Annotated in this window: 15 protein-coding genes; 7 read left to right on the forward strand and 8 right to left on the reverse strand. The window is 67.8% G+C overall.

All coding sequences use genetic code 11. The annotated features are described in order from the left end of the window. Positions 1–8 precede the first annotated feature (8 nt). Positions 9–578: a PEP-CTERM sorting domain-containing protein gene (locus ASC81_RS10030; RefSeq protein ID WP_082536422.1), complete on the reverse strand. Its 570-nt coding sequence runs from the start codon at positions 576–578 to the stop codon at positions 9–11. Between the two features lie 110 nt (positions 579–688). Next, a complete protein-coding gene (locus ASC81_RS10035) occupies positions 689–4,426 on the reverse strand; it encodes a glycosyl hydrolase family 8 (RefSeq protein ID WP_082536423.1) in 3,738 nt (1,245 codons plus the stop codon). Positions 4,427–4,589: 163 nt separating this feature from the next. Between ASC81_RS10035 and ASC81_RS10040 the strand changes: the two genes are divergently transcribed. From ASC81_RS10040 to ASC81_RS10055, 4 genes are read left to right on the forward strand one after another with little or no spacing between them, the layout of a single operon-like run. After that, positions 4,590–6,197: a glycoside hydrolase family 43 protein gene (locus tag ASC81_RS10040; RefSeq protein WP_056266021.1), complete on the forward strand. Its 1,608-nt coding sequence runs from the start codon at positions 4,590–4,592 to the stop codon at positions 6,195–6,197. Next, the gene (locus ASC81_RS10045) at positions 6,194–7,222 is read left to right on the forward strand and encodes an aldose epimerase family protein (protein WP_056266024.1); all 1,029 of its coding nucleotides are present in this window, start codon (positions 6,194–6,196) and stop codon (positions 7,220–7,222) included. The genes ASC81_RS10040 and ASC81_RS10045 overlap by 4 nt, the downstream gene beginning before the upstream one ends. Further along, on the forward strand, positions 7,209–8,933 hold the full coding sequence (gene araD / locus ASC81_RS10050; protein WP_056266026.1) for an L-arabinonate dehydratase: 1,725 nt from the start codon (positions 7,209–7,211) through the stop codon (positions 8,931–8,933). Before ASC81_RS10045 ends, araD begins: the two co-directional genes overlap by 14 nt. Positions 8,934–8,935: 2 nt before the next feature. Then, positions 8,936–9,646 (forward strand): ribonuclease activity regulator RraA, encoded by a 711-nt coding sequence (locus tag ASC81_RS10055; RefSeq protein WP_056266029.1) that lies wholly within the window; start codon positions 8,936–8,938, stop codon positions 9,644–9,646. Here the strand turns inward: ASC81_RS10055 and ASC81_RS10060 are convergent. From ASC81_RS10060 to ASC81_RS10070, 3 genes are all read right to left on the reverse strand, one after another. After that, positions 9,633–10,928 carry an SGNH/GDSL hydrolase family protein gene (locus ASC81_RS10060; RefSeq protein ID WP_056266032.1) on the reverse strand — a complete coding sequence of 432 codons (1,296 nt, stop codon included), beginning with the start codon at positions 10,926–10,928 and terminating at the stop codon, positions 9,633–9,635. The genes ASC81_RS10055 and ASC81_RS10060 overlap by 14 nt on opposite strands. Positions 10,929–10,968: 40 nt before the next feature. After that, entirely contained in the window at positions 10,969–11,277 is a 309-nt protein-coding gene (locus ASC81_RS10065; RefSeq protein ID WP_056266034.1) for a hypothetical protein, read from the reverse strand. Positions 11,278–11,397: 120 nt separating this feature from the next. Next, positions 11,398–12,360 (reverse strand): cyanophycinase, encoded by a 963-nt coding sequence (locus ASC81_RS10070; protein ID WP_056266037.1) that lies wholly within the window; start codon positions 12,358–12,360, stop codon positions 11,398–11,400. An 11-nt stretch (positions 12,361–12,371) separates the two neighbouring features. Between ASC81_RS10070 and ASC81_RS10075 the strand changes: the two genes are divergently transcribed. Further along, entirely contained in the window at positions 12,372–13,532 is a 1,161-nt protein-coding gene (locus tag ASC81_RS10075; protein ID WP_082536424.1) for a succinylglutamate desuccinylase/aspartoacylase family protein, read from the forward strand. 22 nt (positions 13,533–13,554) lie between these two features. Here ASC81_RS10075 and ASC81_RS10080 read toward each other — a convergent pair whose 3' ends face one another. Further along, on the reverse strand, positions 13,555–14,169 hold the full coding sequence (locus ASC81_RS10080; RefSeq protein WP_056266043.1) for an undecaprenyl diphosphate synthase family protein: 615 nt from the start codon (positions 14,167–14,169) through the stop codon (positions 13,555–13,557). Positions 14,170–14,347: 178 nt separating this feature from the next. On the opposite strand from ASC81_RS10080, the gene ASC81_RS27375 reads away from it, so the two are divergent. Further along, positions 14,348–14,998 (forward strand): hypothetical protein, encoded by a 651-nt coding sequence (locus ASC81_RS27375; RefSeq protein ID WP_162245885.1) that lies wholly within the window; start codon positions 14,348–14,350, stop codon positions 14,996–14,998. 37 nt (positions 14,999–15,035) lie between these two features. After that, a complete protein-coding gene (locus tag ASC81_RS10090; protein ID WP_162245886.1) occupies positions 15,036–15,917 on the forward strand; it encodes an NAD(P)/FAD-dependent oxidoreductase in 882 nt (293 codons plus the stop codon). Between the two features lie 35 nt (positions 15,918–15,952). Here ASC81_RS10090 and ASC81_RS10095 read toward each other — a convergent pair whose 3' ends face one another. Then, a complete protein-coding gene (locus ASC81_RS10095) occupies positions 15,953–16,567 on the reverse strand; it encodes an OmpA family protein (RefSeq protein ID WP_056266050.1) in 615 nt (204 codons plus the stop codon). 140 nt (positions 16,568–16,707) lie between these two features. Continuing rightward, positions 16,708–17,610, reverse strand: coding sequence for an alpha/beta hydrolase (locus ASC81_RS10100; RefSeq protein ID WP_200946778.1), 903 nt, complete (start codon positions 17,608–17,610; stop codon positions 16,708–16,710). Positions 17,611–17,632: the final 22 nt, after the last annotated feature.

Consider the following 17,632-nt stretch of genomic DNA (forward strand, 5'->3'; position numbering starts at 1 on the left):
CGCGCAGGTCAGCGTTGGCGGCGCCGCGTGGCGCCTGCTGCGACAAGGGCCAGTGCGGCCAGCGCGATGGAGGCCGGCTCAGGCACGGTGGCATTCGGCAGCAATGCATTGAGGTTGGTGCTGCGGAAGCCCGCCTCGCCGTTGAAGCCCGAGTACGAAAAGTCGTTGACCGAATTGCCCACTTGGCCGACTCGAATCCACCATTGGGACGCACCGCCGCTGATGGTGCAGCTGCCGGCATTGCAGTTGTTGCCGAAATGCGCATCCAGCAGGACGCCAGCGGGATCAAACCTGAGCCATCCGCTGTTCGCCGTGGTTTCGTCGAAGCTGAAGCCGCCGAAGGAGACATCCAGGTTCGCGAACAAGCCCAGTGCGCTGACATAGCCGCCGCCGACTGGCGCCACGGCGTCGTCATAGGTAAATGAACCGATCTGCGGCCCGAACTGCAAGGCACCGGCCGTCGAGCTGAACTCGAACTGGCGCGTCACCGGACCGGCTTCCGCGGCGAGGGGCAGCAGCGAAGCGGCTGTGGCTGCGACCACGGTCAAGGCAGTGGCAAGACGGCGAGCATGAGTCATCGGAATCCTCCTGTGGAATGACTCGCGTCATAAAGCAATACCTACGCCACCCTTTGCAAGCAAGCACTTGCGAGGCAGCCGCGGCAAGGATGTAAAGCTCACCGACAAGTTCACCAGGCCTTGAAGCGCCCGGTGATGTGCAGCATGTTCATGAACTGCAGCAGGCCGTCGTAGTAGCGCCATTTGCCGCTGGGCGGGTCCAGCGCCCAGAACGCGTTGACGAAGGGCGCGGCCTGCGCCTCATCCACCAGCAGCGCAGCCACGGCATTGCAGGAGATCAGTCCCTTGGACGGTTCGTCGTTCAGTGGCTTGCCGTCGACGGTGTAGAGGTGGGTGTAAGGCTGCTTCTGCGACGAGAAGAAGTTCAGCAGCTTGTGGCTGAGGCCGGTGGCTGCCGGGTTCTTGCCCCACCAGGCCTGGTCGACGCTCCAGTTCACCGCCGTGCGGAAGGCGTCGTAGCGAAAGTCCTCGTGCCCTTCCAGCACCTTGGGGCGGCCGTCGAAATGGGCGTAATCGGGCGTCAGGCCGGTCTTCGGGTGGGCGGCCTTGCTGAAGTAGGCGCGGCTGATGTCGGCGATCTCGCTCCAGCGTTTGCGGTCCTCGGGCTTGGCGGCGCGGCGGGCCCAGATCTCGTAGAAGGCCGGCAGGTGATAGGACGGGTCGCTGAAGTCGGCCGCGTCGCCCACCGGCACGAAGACCACTTGGCCGTGCTGGGGCGAGAACATGGAACGCGCACCGTCCTTGACGCCGCCGTTCATCGTCTCCTTGTGCAGCATGGCGGTCAGGATTTCCTGCGCCTGGGCGTTGTAGTCGTAAATGCCCTGGCCGTTGCCCCAGCGCGCGGCCGCCATCAGCAGCGCGGTGGCCATGTACTCCTCGCCGTCGGAGGCGGGCACGGCGTCCTTGTCGCATCCTTTCGGCTGGCACTGCCAGCGGAAATAACTCTGGCGTGGGCCCGAGCGGTAGCGCATGTGCGTCCAGGTCCAGTTCCACATGGCGTCGAACTCGGCCTTGCGGCCCATCTGCACGGCAATCATCATCCCGTAAGACATGCCCTCGCTGCGCACGTCGGCGTTGCCCACGTCCAGCACATAGGACGCCGGTCCGTCCGGCGTGGCGGCGGCGGGAAAGACGATGCGCTGCTCGGGGCTGCCCTCGAAAAGCGATTGCCAGTACGTGTCCAGCTTGGCGGTGATGTCGGCCTCGGTGATGTCGGGCCGCAGCTCGCGCAGCAGGTTGCGGTACTTGCCGCTTTGGGCCGAACCCTTCACCAACGGCGTCGTCGCCAGGACGACGGGCTCCAGTTCCAGGCGCTGCAGCACGGCGTTGTCGTCCAGGCGCCAGACGCGGATGGTGTGCTTGCCGGCCGGCAGCGAGACAGCTTCGGTGCGGAGCACGAAATTGTTGTTGATGACGGCGCGGGACCAGTCCTTTTGAGGCTGCGTGTCGGCCGCGCCTGCGGTGGGGATGAGGTTCAGCGTCAGGGTCTGCGGCTTGGCGTCATTGATGGCCACGGCGATACGGATGCCGCCGGCCTTGCGCACGTCGATGGTGGGCGCCATGTGCAGCAGCAATGCCCAATTGCCGCGCTGGGGCATGTCCACGTCGTATTCCAGCCGCACATCGTCGGCCAGCGTGGTGGCCGCGCGGCCCTGCGGCAGCGCCATGACGGCACCCTGGTGCTGGCCGAGGTTGGGAATGGCGGTCCACGCCAGGCCCTTGGCGCTGTGGGAATGGGAGAACTGCGTCGCCTCGATGACGAGCGACTCGAACGGCCCGGTTTGCGCGGACGGCTTCAGCTGCTGCAGCACGGCAGCGGCGTCCGCCGTGCCGGCCACGCGCTTGACCGCCGGCATGATGTTCTTCTCCGGCTGCTGCCAGTTCGAGTAGCCGATGTGGACCTGCAGCATCATGCCGGCCCACTTGCCGCCCGCGATGGCGTGGTACTGGTCGCTGATGGCCTGGTCACGCGCGAAGGCGGCCTCCGCCTGGTCGGCGAAGACGTTGGCGCGCGGGTCGTTCTTCGCGGCCAGCGTGCGGTTCCAGGCCACCGCGTAATAAAGGCGGTAGAGGTTGGCCAGCGCCTGCACCGGATGCTCGACGAGCTGGAAGTACGCATCCAGCTGGTCGGGCCGCAACGCGGCCTTGACCTTGGCGACGCGCGCCTCCAGCGCATCCCACTCGGCGATGCGGCGGCCGAAGTCGCCGCCATCCAGCGCGTCGGGCCCGACGATGCCGAGGCGGAAGCTGTTCGCATCGACCAGCTCTGGCTTGCGGCGCGCCGCGTACTGGCTGTAGCGCGTCACCAACTCGCCGATCTCGGCGGCATGCGCAGCGCCGAAAGTGGCTGCCGCCCAGTCCTTCGGGTAGGCCTTCAGCGCGTCCGCCGTCATGCGCTGGGGCGCCCAGGCCATGTTGAGGAAGAAGTGGATGGGGAACTCGACCGGCTTGATGTCGCCCACGTTGACGATCCACAACGCGTCGGCGCCGTGCTCGCGTGCCAGGTCCATCTGCTGCCAGGTCTTCTCGATCTGGTTGGTGTTGAGCCACTTGTAGTTGCGCGGCCCGCCGACGTAGTCGAAGTGGTAGTACACGCCGTAGCCGCCCACACGCTTTGCGCCTGGCTCGGGCAACCGGCGGATCTGCCCCCAGTTGTCATCGGCAAACAGCAGCAGCACGTCGTCGGGCACCTTGAGCCCGGCGTCGTAGTAGTCCTGCACCTCCTTATAGAGCGCCCACATCTGCGGCGTCTTCTCGGCAGGCTGCTTCGTCACGTCGGCAATGATCTTGCGCTGGTCCTTGACGACGGTTTCCAGCAGCGTCGTCGCCGTCTCCTCGCTCATCGGCTCGTCGCCGTCGCCGCGCATGCCCACCGTCACGAGCGTGTCGAAGGGCTTGCCGTCGGGCCGGCCCATCATCCGCTCGATGCCGCCGCGCCAGAACTGGCGCAGCTGCGACGCGTTCTTGGCGTAGTCCCAGTGGCCGCCCTTGAAGCGCTGCCACTCGTCGTGCGCCCGCGTCATCGGCTCGTGGTGGGACGTGCCCATGACGATGCCCATCTCGTCGGCCAACACCATGTTCCGTGGGTCGTCCGCGTTGAAGGCGCGCGGCGGCCACATCGCCGGCCAAAGGTAGTTGCCCTTCAGGCGCAGCAGCAGCTCGAAGACATGCGCGTACATCTTCGAATTCGCACCGCCGAACTTCTTCTCCGCCCAGGTGCTCAGCGCAGGGGCTTCGTCGTTGATGAAGATGCCGCGGTACTTGACGTGGGGCTGGTCGCGGCGAGCGCCAGCCGTCAGGTAGACATCGTGCTGCCTGTCGACCGGCACATCGGCCCACCACACCCAGGGGCTCACGCCCATGCGGGCCGACAGGTCGTAGGTGCCGAAGACCGCGCCGCGCCGGTCCGAGCCTGCGATGACCAGGGCGCGGGCGACGCCCGGCCAGGGCTGGTCGATGACGACCTGGGCGTACGCCTCCCACTGGCCCTTGAGGTCGTCCAGTTTGAGCTTGCGCCGGGCGACCAGGTCGTCGATGACGGCGCTCTGGCCTGCCACGCCAATCACGACGACATCGGCCCTGGCGTCGCCGATGCGGCTCAACAGCACAGCCGGACGACCGGACACGCGTTCCAGGTCGGCGGCGAAATTGCGACTGGCGTGCTTGAGCGCCGCGTCGGCGCCGGCGTCGATGAACACCGCCGCCGGTTGGCCGGCCTTCACCAGTGCCAGCCCCCGGCCCGGATCGCGAGCGCAGGTTGAAACGGGCGCTTCGCAAGCGGCCGCCGGCATGGCGCCGAGCGCCGCAAACAGCACCGCGGCCAGCCAAGCCATGCATCGGAAGTTCATGTCCGAATGTCTCCGGTCCGGCGCCGACGGCGCCTTCTTGTCGATTGAATGGTTACGCAATCAGGAAGGTTTGCCCTGAGTGCGAAACGTCTTGTTTTGCTTTATGGTAGCGCAATCTTTTTGTCTGGCTGCAGGGGTTGACCCGCTCCTCAGCGCCGCGTCCATGATCCGCAACCCCGTGCTGCCCGGCTTCAACCCGGACCCCTCGTTCTGCCGCGTTGGCGACGATTTCTACATCGCGACCTCGACCTTTGAGTGGTACCCGGGCGTGCAGATCCACCACTCGCGCGACCTCGTCAACTGGACGCTGGTGACGCGGCCGCTCAGCCGCGCCAGCCAGCTCGACCTGCGCGGCAACCCCGACTCCTGCGGTGTCTGGGCGCCCTGCCTGTCGCATGCCGACGGCCTGTTCTGGCTGGTCTACACCGACGTCAAGCGCTTCGAAGGCAACTTCAAGGACGCACACAACTACATCGTGACGGCGCCGTCCATCGAAGGGCCATGGAGCGACCCGGTCTACGTCAACTCGTCCGGCTTCGACCCCTCGCTTTTCCATGATGACGACGGCCGCAAGTGGTTCCTCAACATGCTTTGGAACCACCGCACCGGTTCCATCGGCGGCCAGCCGAAGGCGCCGGCCTTCGACGGCATCCTGCTGCAGGAGTGGGATGCGGAGCGCCGCCAGCTCGTCGGACCGGTGACCAACATCTACCGCGGCACCGCGCTGGGCTTGGTCGAAGGCCCGCACCTGTTCAAGCGCAACGGCTGGTACTACTTGATGACGGCCGAGGGCGGCACCGGCTACAGCCATGCCGTGACGCTGGCGCGCTCGCGCGCGCTGCTCGGGCCGTATGAGACGCATCCCCAGCAACATGTCGTCAGCAGCAAGGACGCGCCCGACGCGCCGCTGCAGCGAGCCGGCCATGGCCAGCTGATCGAACTGGCGAATGGCAGCACCTACCTGGCCCACCTCTGCGGCCGGCCCCTGCCCGGCACGCGCCGCTCACCGCGCGGTCGCGAGACCGCCATCCAGCGCTGCGTCTGGGGCGACGACGACTGGCCCTACCTTGCGCACGGCGGCATGGTGCCGGCGCTGGATGTGCAGGCGCCGTTCGCTGGCACAGAACTCAAGGCGCGCGGGGCTGTCCAGCGCAGCTTCATCGACTGCCCGGCCCTGCCGCCGGAGTTCCAGTGGCTGCGCACACCCCAGCCTGACCGCCTGTTCACGCTGACCGGCAGCGCGCTTCGGCTGACCGGCCGTGAGTCGGTCGGCAGCTGGTTCGAGCAGAGCCTGGTGGCGCGGCGGCAGGAGGACGCGAGCTTCCGGGCCGAGACGGCGATCACGCACTTCTCGCCCGACAGCTACCAGCAGGCCGCCGGCCTGACGCACTACTACAACCGCCACAAGTTCCACGCCCTGGTCGTCACCTGGCAGGACGGCGTGGGTCGCGTGTTGAGCCTGCTGTCCTGCCCGGGCGACTGGCCGGACAACCGGCTGCAGTTCCCGCTGACGGAGCCCATCGCGCTGCCTGCAGACGGCCCGGTGCAGCTCGCCGCCGATGTCGACGGTGCAGCGCTGCAGTTCCTTGCCGACTGCGGCCAGGGCTGGCAGCGGGTCGGTCCGGTGCTGGACGCCAGCGTCATCTCCGACGAGGGCGGTCGCGGCGAGCATGGCTCCTTCACGGGCGCCTTCATCGGCATGCTGGCCTTCGACACCAGCGGCGCGGCGCGCACGGCCGACTTCGACCACTTCGACTACACGCCGCGATGACACCACAGGTCTTCACGCTGGGCGCGGCCGAGGGGCTGCAGATCCAGGTCAGCGACTTCGGTGCCCGCTGGCTGTCCTGTCGGGTGCCGATGCCCGACGGTAGCCGGCGCGAAGTGGTGCTCGGCCACGCGACGCCAGCCGATCACCAGCTCGAACCGGGCTTCTTCGGCGCCATCGTCGGGCGTTTCGCCAACCGCATCGGCGGCGCCGCCTTCACGCTGGATGGGCGCGAGCATCGGCTGATTGCCAACGAGGGCGTCAATCAGCTGCACGGCGGGCCCGACGGCTTCGACCGCCGCAGCTGGACCGTCGTCGACCACGGCCCGCTGCACCTGCGCCTGGCCCTGCATTCGCCGGATGGCGACCAGGGCTACCCAGGTGAGGTGGGCGTCGAGGTCGAGTACCGCGTTGACCCCGTGCGGGCCACGGTCACGTTGCATTTCGGAGCGCGCAGTTCGGCGCCCTGCCCCGTCAGCCTGACCAGCCATCCGTACTTCAATCTCGACGGCGGCACGCAGCCCGTCGTCGACCATCGCCTGCAGGTCACCGCCAGCCACATGCTGCCGGTGCGGCCCGACATGATCCCGACCGGCGATGTGCTGCCCGTGGACGGCACGCCGTTCGACCTGCGCCAGGCCCGCCGCATCGGCGACGGTCTGGGCCAGGGCGAACAGCAGCGCCTGGGCAGCGGCTACGACCATTGCCTGGTCCTGGACGACGCGGCCGCGCGCGGCGAGCAGCCCGCCGCCGAGTTGACGTCGACCGACGGCCGCCTGGCCATGCGCCTATTCACCGACTACCCCGGCCTGCAGATCTGCAGCGGCAACTACGTGCAGAACTCGCGCGGCCGCGACGGGCTGCCCTTCGCCCGCCATGCCGGCATTGCGTTGGAGCCGCAGTTCTTCCCCGACGCGCCGAATCACCCGGCATGGCGCGAGCAGGGCTGCATCGTGCGCCCGGGCGAGCCGCTTAGCCGCATGATGCGGCTGGAGTTCACGAGCGGGAGCGGCGATGAAGAGGGTTGAAGACCTGCGCAGTGCGCGCTGGTTCGCCAAGGACGATTTCCGCAGCTTTGGCCACCGCAGCCGCGTGCTGCAGATGGGCTACGGGCCCGAGGACTTCATCAACAAGCCCGTTATTGCCATCGTCAACACCTGGAGCGATGCCAACCAGTGCCACACCCACTTCAAGCAGCGGGTGGAGGACGTCAAGCGCGGCATCTTGCAGGCCGGCGGCTGGCCGCTGGAACTGCCGGCCATCTCGTTAAGCGAAAGCATGGTCAAGCCGACCTCCATGCTCTATCGCAACTTCCTGGCGATGGAGACCGAGGAGCTGCTGCGCAGCCACCCGGTCGACGGCGCCGTCCTGATGGGCGGCTGCGACAAGACGACACCCGGCCTGCTGATGGGCGCGCTCAGCATGGGCCTGCCCTGCATCTACCTGCCCGCCGGCCCGATGCTGCGCGGCAACTGGCGCGGCCAGGTGCTGGGTTCGGGGTCGGACGCCTTCAAGTACTGGGACGAGCGCCGCGCCGGGCGCCTGAGTGACCAGGCCTGGGCCGAGATGGAAGCCGGCATCGCGCGCAGCCATGGCACCTGCATGACGATGGGCACGGCGGCCACGATGATGGGCATTGCCGAAGCGATCGGCTTCACGCTGCCCGGCGCCAGCAGCATCCCGGCGCCAGATGCTAACCACACGCGCATGTCGGCCGAATGCGGGCGCCGCATCGTGCAGATGGTGTGGGACGACCGGACACCCGCCAAGATGCTCAGCGCCGGCAGCTTCGCCAACGGCATCGCGGTGGCGATGGCCATGGGCTGCAGCACCAACGCCATCATCCACCTCGTCGCCATCAGCCGCCGCGCCGGGCTGCCCGTCACGCTGGACGACTTCGACGCGGCCAGCCGCCATGTCGGCGTCATCGCCAACATCCGGCCCAGCGGTGATGCCTACCTGATGGAGGACTTTTTCTACGCCGGTGGCCTGCCCGCGTTGATGAAGGTCATGGCGGCGAAGCTCGACCTGAGCGCGCTGACCGTCAACGGCCGCAGCGTGGGCGAGAACATCGCCGGCGCCGAGGTCTTCAACGCCGACGTCATCCGCCCGCTCGACAACCCGATCTACGCCGAGGGCGCGCTGGCCGTGCTGCGCGGCAACCTCGCACCCGACGGCGTCGTCATCAAGCCCAGCGCCGTGGCGCCGCACCTGCTGCAGCACACCGGCCGCGCGCTCGTCTTCGACGACTACCCGAGCCTGAAGGCCGCCGTCGACGACCCCGACCTGGACGTGACGGGCGACGACATCCTGGTGCTGCGCAACGCCGGCCCCAAAGGCGCGGGCATGCCCGAGTGGGGCATGCTGCCCATCCCGACCAAGCTGCTGAAGGCCGGCGTGACCGACATGCTGCGCCTGTCAGACGCGCGCATGAGCGGCACCAGCTACGGCGGTTGCCTGCTGCACTGCAGCCCCGAGGCTTATGTCGGCGGGCCGCTGGCGCTGGTGAAAACGGGCGACCGGATCACCGTCGACGTGCCGGCCCGCAGCATCCGCCTCGAAGTCAGCGACGAGGAACTCGCCGCTCGAAGCAAAGCCTGGACGCCGCCGCCCGCCCGCTACGAGCGCGGCTATGGCTGGATGTTCGGCCGCCACATCCTGCAGGCCCACGAGGGCTGCGACTTCGACTTCCTCGAAACCCAGTTCGGCGCGCCTGTGCCCGAACCCGTCATCTACTAGCCATGAGCCCCGATACCCGCAAGAAGCTGATGGGCGTCAGCACCGCCACACTGTGCACCGCCCTGTTCAAGCGTGGCCTGCGCGGACAGTTCATTCAGGACGTCAGGCCGCTGAATGCCGGCCTGCCCAACATGGTGGGTCCGGCCTACACGCTGCGCTACATGCCGGCGCGCGAGGACCTGAACGGCATCGAGGTTTTCAAGAACCGCGAGCACCCGCAGCGCAAGGCCGTCGAGGAGATTCCCGCAGGCGCCGTGCTCGTCATCGACAGCCGCAAGGACGCGCGCGCCGCTTCGGCCGGCGGCATCCTGGTGGCGAGGCTGATGGTGCGCGGCGCGGCGGGCGTCGTCACCGACGGCGGCTTCCGCGACAGCCCGGACATCGCCAAATACCCCTTCCCCGCCTACCACTCGCGCCCGAGTGCACCGACCAACCTGACGCTGCACCAGGCCATCGCGATCAACGAGCCCATCGGCTGCGGCGACGCCCCGGTGTTCCCCGGCGACATCGTCGTCGGCGATGCCGAGGGTGTCATCGTCATCCCGGCGCATATCGCCGATGACATCGCCAACGAGGCGGTCGAGATGACCGTCTTCGAGGACTACGTGCAGGAAAAGGTGCTGGGCGGCCGCAGCGTGCTGGGTCTCTACCCGCCGACCGACGCCGACGTGGCCGCGGACTTTGCGGCCTGGCGCCAGCTCAAGGGCCGCTGACCTTCGCGCAGCGCTTGTCGAGCAGGTCGACCGGGAAGGCCTCGGCCATCACGCGGTAGCCGGCCAGCGACGGATGCAGGCCGTCGTTGTCGACGTCGGCGCGCAGATGCGTCGGCCTGGCCGGGTCGCGCATCAATGCGTCGAAGTCCAGCAGCGCGTCGAAGCGGCCGGGCTCGCGCAGCCAGGCGTTCAGCGCCTGGCGGTCGGCCTCGTTCTCGGCCTTGGGCGCGTAGTAGCCGCTGCCGGAATAGGGCATCACCGTCGAGCCGATCAGGCAGACGCCTTGTGCACGTGCACGCTGCGCCAGGTCGGCAAAGCCCGCCTTCATTTCGCCCAGCAGCTTGGCGCGTGACGCCGGCGTCGTCTCACGGCCGCGGTGGCTGACGCCAAGATCGTTGACGCCGATCATCACGACGGCATGCGTGGCGCCGCTGCGCGCCAGCACGTCGCGGTCGAAGCGCGACACCAGGCTGGGACCCGCACCTTCGCGCAGCAAGCGCCCGCCGCCGATGCCGGTGTTGACAACGGCGGCCTCCCGCTTGACTGCGGCCAGGCGGCCCGCCAGCACATCGGTCCAACGCTGATAGCTGCCCGACGGCACGCCATAGCCATCGGTGATGGAGTCGCCCGTCGCGACAAGCACCGGCAGCGCCTTGGGGGCGCGCACGTCAACGGCCGCGAGATGCCACCAGCCCTCCTGCGCCACCGCGTCGGGCCAGGCCAGAGCGCGGGCACGGTTGCCCGGCATGGCCCAGCTGCGAATGCGCGAGCCCGGGTGCACGCTCGCCTGCCGCGGGCCGGCCTGGACATGCAATTGCACGGCAAGGTCGGCCAGCGCGGGCAAGGCCAGCTCGACCGGGTCGCTCCAGACCTCGCCGCCGGCGGGCACGGTCAGGTCACGCCGGCCGCCAAAGCTCAAGAGGCGCACGGAGGCCGCGTCCAGCACGGGCTGCGGGTCCAGGGCCTGCACCCGCGCCACGCTGGCGGCGCCGATGGCCAGCGGTTCATCGCCGAAGAGATTGCTCACCCTCACCCGCAGCACCGAGCCGGGGGCAGTCACCCGCACGATCTGGCGCAGGCTGACGTCGCGCATCGGCTGGCGCCACGGCGCCGGCACCGGCTTGGCGCCCGCTTGAGGCACCGGCTGCGCCAGCATGGCCGTGCCCCAGGCAGCCGACCAGACCTCCCGGGCCGCAGGCGGCGGTGCGGCGCAACCGGCCAGCGCAGCAGCCAGCACCAGCCCCAGAAAGGAGCGCCGAAAAACGTTCTGGCATGCGTTCATGGGGCTTCTGGGCTGGCGGAGGCGCGAAATGATAGCGCGATCATTTCCTTGCATTTGCGCTGGCGGCCTGGCGCAACACGCCCTCGTCCAACAGTTGTCGCAGCATGGACGGCGCGATGTCCCGGGCCAGCGCCGCGCCGTCGGCGCTGCGCCAGGCCAGGGCCACCTCGCGCGCAGACTGCTTGACCCAGCAAACGCCCATTGGCACGCGCTTGCCGTCCAGCACGAGCGTGCCGCAAAGCTCGAACTCTCGGCCGCCCAGCGGCGGTCGCGTGCGCCGGCGCCGGTAGCTCGACGATCCGTTTGCAGGTGGGGGGCAATGTTGGGCGATGTCGTCGGCGTTGCTCATGGTCTTCCTCGCTTCAGGCCGCCCAAGCCGGGCGGGCGCCCCGGGGCAGTGAGCGCCCTGCCTGCCAGCAAGCCGGGTTCCCAGACCGCCGGCAGGGATCGCGCGGGCCGCCGATGGCGCCTAGGGCAGGAATGCAGCAAAGGTCGCGGCGGTTCCCGACCTCGCCTTGAACGTTGCCCCTGCCTGAGCGCGATGGAAGTTCACACGGCGTAGCGACACCACCGGCTCGCCTTTGCCGACGGCATGCGCCGTGCGGCAATCGATCAGCGTCACGGAGCCGCCGCCGACGACCGTGAGCGACTCGCCCAACCGAATGACGGCGGCCGTGTCCTCGTCGACGCCCAAGCCGATAAGCCCGCCGTGTCGACTGGCGAGATCCATCAGCCGGGCAAGCCGCCGGCGCTGCGTGAAGTGCTGGTCGATGATGACCCCTGGCAAGAATCCCAAGCCCCTCGGGACGGGATCGTCGGACAGGTCGAGTGCGGTGGCGCTGTCTTCGCTGACATCGCCGCCCGGCATCCACGCGCCAAGAATGGATGCACCGGCACTGGTGCCGGCGAGCACGAGCCCGTCGTGGCGCTGCCGACGGACAAGGATGCGATGCGTGGCCGTGCCATGCAGCAGCCGCGCCAGGCGCTCTTGGTCGCCGCCGGTCATGAACAAGAGGTTCAGCTTCGCGAACTGCTCCAGCCGCCGCGGGCATTCGGCATCGGCGCGGGCACGGATGTCCACCCAATGCGCGTCCGCGCCCAGATCTTCAAAAGCTTTGCGATACGCCTGCCACTGGCGTTCGGGCTCGCGACTGGCCGCGGTCAATACACCGATGGACGGCGGCTGCGCCCCCGCCACGGCTGCGAGCGTGGCCTTCAGTACCGCCTTGTCGTGAGCCTTGTCTTCGTTGCCACCGATGGCGATGAGCGCGCCGCTGCGGCGCGTTTCGTTGGCTGTCTGCATGTCATGTGGCGAGTTGTCGATACGCAGCCGAAGGCAATCAAGGTGCCAGCAAGGGACCATGCAGCAGCCGTGCCCGGTGAGCTGCAGCAGATGGCAGGTGGATTGCCAGGAGCGATCCAGCCTGGCCATTCACCACGCACATGAAAATTCAATCTCATGAGCTGCCGACTGGCAGCGTTGGCACCCAGCGTCGTTTGCGCAGCCGCCATTTCGGACGCGTGCAGAGCGGCCGAAAAGCCTACATCCAAGCCTCGCTTCATGCCGATGAGGTGCCGCCCATGCTGGTGGCGCAGGCCCTGGCCGCAAAGCTGGAACAGTTGGAGCAAGGCGGACACATCGCAGGTGAGGTCGTGCTGGTTCCCATGGCCAACCCGATCGGGCTTTCGCAAGAGATCCAAGGTTCGGCGTTCGGCCGCTTTGCGCTGGCAAGCGGCAAGAATTTCAACCGAGACTTCCGCAGCCTGGCGGACGACCTCGTCCCGCGCATCGAGCACCGCCTGGGCATGGACCCTGCCGCGAACACCCGTGTCGTCCGCGACGCCAGCCGTCAGTTGCTGCAAGAGTGGGAGCCCGCCGACGAGGCGGAGGCCCTGAAGCGCCTGCTGCAGACGCTGGCAGTGGACGCCGACCTGGTGCTCGACATGCACTGCGATCTGGAAGCCGCGGTTCATCTCTACACCGGCACGCCGCAGGTGGAAGCGTTCAGGCCGCTGGCCGGCTATCTGGGCGTCCAGGCGTTCCTGACCAGCGACTCGTCCACTGGGACGCCCTTTGAAGAAGCGGCTTCGCGCTTCTGGGCCAAGCTGGCCGACCACTTTGATGGACGCTTTCCGATCAACAAGCTCGCCTGTCTAGCCGCCACGCTTGAACTGCGCGGCCAGGGTGAGGTGTCGCGCGAGTTGGCTGAACGCGATGCGACGGCCATCGTCGACTTTCTTCGGGTCACCGGCCATGTCGACGGCGAGCCGGCGCCGGCGCCGGTACCCTGCAAGGACACACCGCTCGAAGGCGTGCAGCCAGTCACTGCAAGGGCCAGCGGCATCGTCGTGTTCGACAAGGCGCCTGGCGACTGGGTGGTCACCGGAGAGCGCGTTGCCGAGATCGTCGACCCATTGACCGACGAACGCACGCCCATTGAGGCCGAAGTCACCGGCCGCTGTTTCGCCCGAACCAATCGCCGCTTCGCCTCCAAGGGCCGCGGCGCTGGAATAGCGTCCGCCGGTGCACGGTCACGCTCTCGACAGGAGGCCTGTTCGCGACCGCCGACGTGCTCGCCAGCAAGTCGGTGTGTGCCGCGGTAGGGGATGCTGACTGTGTCGACGGTCATCCGCCCAGCGTGCGATCCTGAGCGCGGAACCAGTTCAAGGCTGCGTCGAAGTGGCCAGGATGGAAGTCCGGCCACAGCGAGTCCACGACGTAGATGTCGGCATAGACGCACTGAATGGGAAGGAAGCCGCTCAGACGCCGGCCGCCGCCCCAACGCACGACGAGGTCGATGCGCGAGACGTCGGACGACCGGCACTCGCCCTCACGCAGCCCTTGGAGGTCCCATTCCCATCCGTAGTTGACGAGGAAGTTCACCTTGATGCCGCGACCTTGACGCTGCCTGAAGCGCGCGAGCTCGGGCGGAAACTGCGGCGAGCGCTCGTCACCGACAACGAGCAGCGCACCGCCGCGCTCGGCGATCTCCAGCGCAAATCGAACGCAGGCCATGCGGAACTGCGCCGTCTGAGCGCTGGGACGCCTCGTGTTGTCCTGTGTGAAGCCGTACACCGACACCTCCTCGATGCCCAGGCGCTGGCAGCGCTCGAACAACGCCAAGCCCGGTGCGATGCCATGCGCGTAGCCGGCCTCCTTCGGTTGATTGCGCAGCGTTGCCCAGCGGCGGTTGCCGTCGGGGATGAAGCACACATGGCGGGGCAGGTGCTGTCGGCTCATGGGGTCCAGCGGGTGCGCATTGGCGGTCGATGGCAATCGGCTTTCCTGCCTGAGCAGCTTGTGCGCGATGACGCTGGGCCAGGCCGTCTGGCGTTGCGTCAGGGAACGGCGCTTGCCGCCCCAAGGTCACAACAGACGGAGGATTCGATGTCGTCATTTGTTCGAGGGATGTCGTGCGATGCCGGCGGCGCTTGAAGGACCGACCGGCCGCATGCCGCCGCGGTCCAATCTCATCAGCCAGGACGGGCCCCGCGATTTCTGGGTCTGGGCCGACATGCACGAGCCCTTGGTCCGCGAGGGGCTGCAGCGCTCGGGCGAGTTCGTGTCGGCGGCGCGGGTCGAGGAAAAGGTGGCGGCTTTGCCGTTCGTCGAGAACCCGGGCTTCCTGGGGCAGCTGTCGCCGTTCGGCCTGAATGTCGTGCGCGACTACGCCGTCGAGTACCGGCTGGAGCTGCACCGTCTGCGCCAGTTCCTGAGCCATCCCAGCCGGATGAGCGCGATCTTCCTGTTCGGGTTCGAAGGCGACGCCTGGCGCTATGCCAGCACCCCTGCGGCAGGGCCCGGTGGTCTTGGCACGACTCCGGGTGGATCGAGGTGCTGCGCTCGGCACCCCCCGGCATCAAGCGGCTGGACGACATGGTTTGCGCCTATTGGCGCGGCGAAGAAGCCCCCCGCGACTTGCCGTTTTGTCCGGCTCCCGAGTGCATCTTCGAAGTCCTCTTCCTCGGCCGCATCGTCGTCCGTCACGACCATGGTCCTTTCGCGAACGACTGATGACATGGGATCAAGCGTCCACACCGCCTGCGGAAACTTGCATGGCCGCCTCTGACGCTGACCACGAAGGCGCGCCAGCAGCGCGCAAGGATGTGCTGGACTGCGTCATCGTCGGCGCCGGTCCGGCCGGTCTGGTCGCCGCCCTCTATCTGCGGCGATTTCATCGGCAGGTGCGCGTCGTCGATGCGGGCGCGGGCCGGGCCCGACGCATCTCGCGCTCGAACAACGTCGCCGGGTTTCCAGACGGGATTTCGGGGCCCGACTTGCTGAGCCGCATGGAGCGGCATCTGAACCAGGTCGGGGGCCAGGTGTCACGGGGCAATGTCTGCGGCCTTCAGCTGACCGACGAAGGCCTGTTTGATGTCCAGCTGGCGCACGAGGACTTGAAGGCGCGGACGGTGTTGCTGTGCACAGGCGTCAGAGACCGGCTGCCAGCTGTAGCTGGAGCCGCCGCCATCGAGGCCGCCGGCTTGCTGCGCTACTGCCCCGTGTGCGATGGCTATGAACACACGGGCAAGCGCATTGGCGTGCTGGGCAACTCGCCCCATGGTGTCCGGGAGGCGGCTTTCCTCAGGCACTTCAGCTCGCAGGTCCGCTTCATCGCGGTAGACGGCCGTGGCGACGAACTTGGCCCCCAGCTACAACGGGCAAGCGTCGCGGCCTTGCCCGGCAAGCCGGTGCGGCTCAACACGCGGCCGCAGGGCGGTGTTGCCATGACGATGGAGAACGGCGACGAACACCGCTTCGATGTGCTGTACGCCGCACTGGGCATCGATCCCGGCGTTGAACTGACGGCAGGCCTCGGTGTGCGGCTGGACGAGCTCGGCAACATCGTGGTCGACGACCACGGGCGCACCAGTGTCGACGGGCTCTATGCGGCAGGCGATGTCGTGCGGGCGCTGGACCAGATCAGCGTGGCGGCAGGCCAGGCAGCCATCGCCGCCTCGGCCATCCACAGACAACTATGGCGCTGAGCTGGCCGAGCGGGAGCGCGGGGCTCCCTTTCAACTCAGCGCATCACGATGATCTGAACTCGCCGGTTGGTGCTGCGGCCTTCGCGGCTGTTGTTGTCGGTCAGGGGCGCAGTCTCGCCGTAGCTGATCGTGGCCATCCGCGCGAGCGGCAAGCCGGCGCGGGCCAGGTGCGTGCGCACCGCTTCGGCACGCTTCAGGCCCAGTTGCTCGTTGACCGTGTCGGGGCCGGTCGAGTCGGTGTGACCCTGGATTTCGACGAACACCGGCTGGTTGTCGGCTTTCAGCTTGGCGACGAGCTGATTGAGTTCCTGGCCGGCCTGCTCGGTGAGCTGGGCGCGGCCCGAGCTGAACTTGATCTTGTCATCGGTCAGCACGGTGCTCATCAGCAAGCCGGGCGGCTTGGGCAAGTTGTTGAAGGCCTGGGTTCGCGCCGCGGCTTCCTGCTGCAGCAGGCCCAGCATGCGCGTCTCGCTGCTCTGCAAGCGGCCGTCCAGCGCCTTGATGCCGTCATCATTCGCCTGCACGCGGGTGCCAAGGCTGTCGACGCTGGTTTGCACCGGCGCGACGGTCTCCTTGACGAACTCCTTGGTGGCGCAACCGCTCAGCAACAGGGCGCCGGCGGCGAGGATCAGGGGCGAAATTTTCGACATTGTTCGGCTCGTAAGGTGGGGACGGCGCGACTTTTAGGCATTCCTTCACGGAAAACGTACCGAGCTGTGAGGAACCCATGCGCCGTTAACCGGGGCCAACAATCCCTTACCGGCGTTTCACTCCAAGTTCACGCATCGGATCAGGGCTTGGCTTTGAGCAAGCCGTTCACGTCCAGCCAGTGGTGGAACACGGGGAACCAGCCGTTGGCCGTGTTGCCCGGGTAGCCCAGGCCGAAGCCGTGGCCGCCGTTCTGGTACAGATGGAACTCCACGGGCTTGCCCGCGTCGAACCAGGACTTCACGACGCCGAACTGGCCCTTGAACAGGAAATCGTCGGCCGCGATGGCCGTGAACATCGGCGGCGCGTCCTTGGGCACGTCGACCGGGCCCATGCCGCCATAGATCGGGGCGATGAAGGCGAGCTTCATGGTCTTGGAGTTCAGCGTGCTGTGCATCGTCAGGCCGGCGCCGGCCGAGAAGCCCATCATGCCCAGGCGCTTCGTGTCGACGCCCCACTCCTTGGCGCGCGCCACGATGAGCGCATAGGCAGCCTCGGCGTCGGCGAGCTGGTTGTCGAGGCTGGGCATGGCCGGACGGGGAGCGCCGGGGGCGTCGTTCAACGAGGAGAACATGCGGTCCATGGACTGCTTGAATGCGTCCACCGAATCCGGCGTCGGGTGCAACCGGTACTTGAGCACGAACGCCGCGATGCCCTTGTCGGCCAGGGCCTGGGCGACCTTCCAGCCCTCGTTGTTGATGGACAGCCAGCGGAAGCCGCCGCCCGGCGCGACGAGCACCGCCGTGCCGTTGCCCTTGCCGGGTGCCGGCAGATAGGGCGTCAGCGTGGCCGTGGTGACGTTGCGCACCATGGGCTCGCCCCACTGCTTGAACCAGCTCTCGGAAGCCGGCTGGTTGTTGACGCCGCCGGTGCCCAGCTTGATCGCGTTGGGCTCAGCAATCGGCGCCAGCGGGTAGATGGTGCCGTCCTGGGCGAAGGCGCCCGCTGTGGTGGCGAGCAGGACGGCAAACAGGGAAGCACGCATTGATTTCATGGTCATTGAACGA

The sequence above is a fragment of the Pelomonas sp. Root405 genome, assembly GCF_001425165.1.
Taxonomy (GTDB): domain Bacteria; phylum Pseudomonadota; class Gammaproteobacteria; order Burkholderiales; family Burkholderiaceae_C; genus Pelomonas.

Excerpts from the sequence above, each read along its gene's own strand:
- ASC81_RS10040 (WP_056266021.1), top strand. The coding sequence starts at position 4,590 with ATGATCCGCAACCCCGTGCTGCCCGGCTTCAACCCGGACCCCTCGTTC.
- ASC81_RS10080 (WP_056266043.1), bottom strand. The coding sequence starts at position 14,169 with ATGAGCCGACAGCACCTGCCCCGCCATGTGTGCTTCATCCCCGACGGC.
- ASC81_RS10045 (WP_056266024.1), top strand. The coding sequence starts at position 6,194 with ATGACACCACAGGTCTTCACGCTGGGCGCGGCCGAGGGGCTGCAGATC.
- ASC81_RS10035 (WP_082536423.1), bottom strand. The coding sequence starts at position 4,426 with ATGAACTTCCGATGCATGGCTTGGCTGGCCGCGGTGCTGTTTGCGGCG.
- ASC81_RS10030 (WP_082536422.1), bottom strand. The coding sequence starts at position 578 with ATGACTCATGCTCGCCGTCTTGCCACTGCCTTGACCGTGGTCGCAGCC.
- ASC81_RS10055 (WP_056266029.1), top strand. The coding sequence starts at position 8,936 with ATGAGCCCCGATACCCGCAAGAAGCTGATGGGCGTCAGCACCGCCACA.
- ASC81_RS27375 (WP_162245885.1), top strand. The coding sequence starts at position 14,348 with ATGCCGGCGGCGCTTGAAGGACCGACCGGCCGCATGCCGCCGCGGTCC.
- ASC81_RS10065 (WP_056266034.1), bottom strand. The coding sequence starts at position 11,277 with ATGAGCAACGCCGACGACATCGCCCAACATTGCCCCCCACCTGCAAAC.
- ASC81_RS10070 (WP_056266037.1), bottom strand. The coding sequence starts at position 12,360 with ATGGCCAGGCTGGATCGCTCCTGGCAATCCACCTGCCATCTGCTGCAG.
- ASC81_RS10100 (WP_200946778.1), bottom strand. The coding sequence starts at position 17,610 with ATGCGTGCTTCCCTGTTTGCCGTCCTGCTCGCCACCACAGCGGGCGCC.
- ASC81_RS10060 (WP_056266032.1), bottom strand. The coding sequence starts at position 10,928 with ATGAACGCATGCCAGAACGTTTTTCGGCGCTCCTTTCTGGGGCTGGTG.
- ASC81_RS10075 (WP_082536424.1), top strand. The coding sequence starts at position 12,372 with ATGAAAATTCAATCTCATGAGCTGCCGACTGGCAGCGTTGGCACCCAG.
- ASC81_RS10095 (WP_056266050.1), bottom strand. The coding sequence starts at position 16,567 with ATGTCGAAAATTTCGCCCCTGATCCTCGCCGCCGGCGCCCTGTTGCTG.
- araD (WP_056266026.1), top strand. The coding sequence starts at position 7,209 with ATGAAGAGGGTTGAAGACCTGCGCAGTGCGCGCTGGTTCGCCAAGGAC.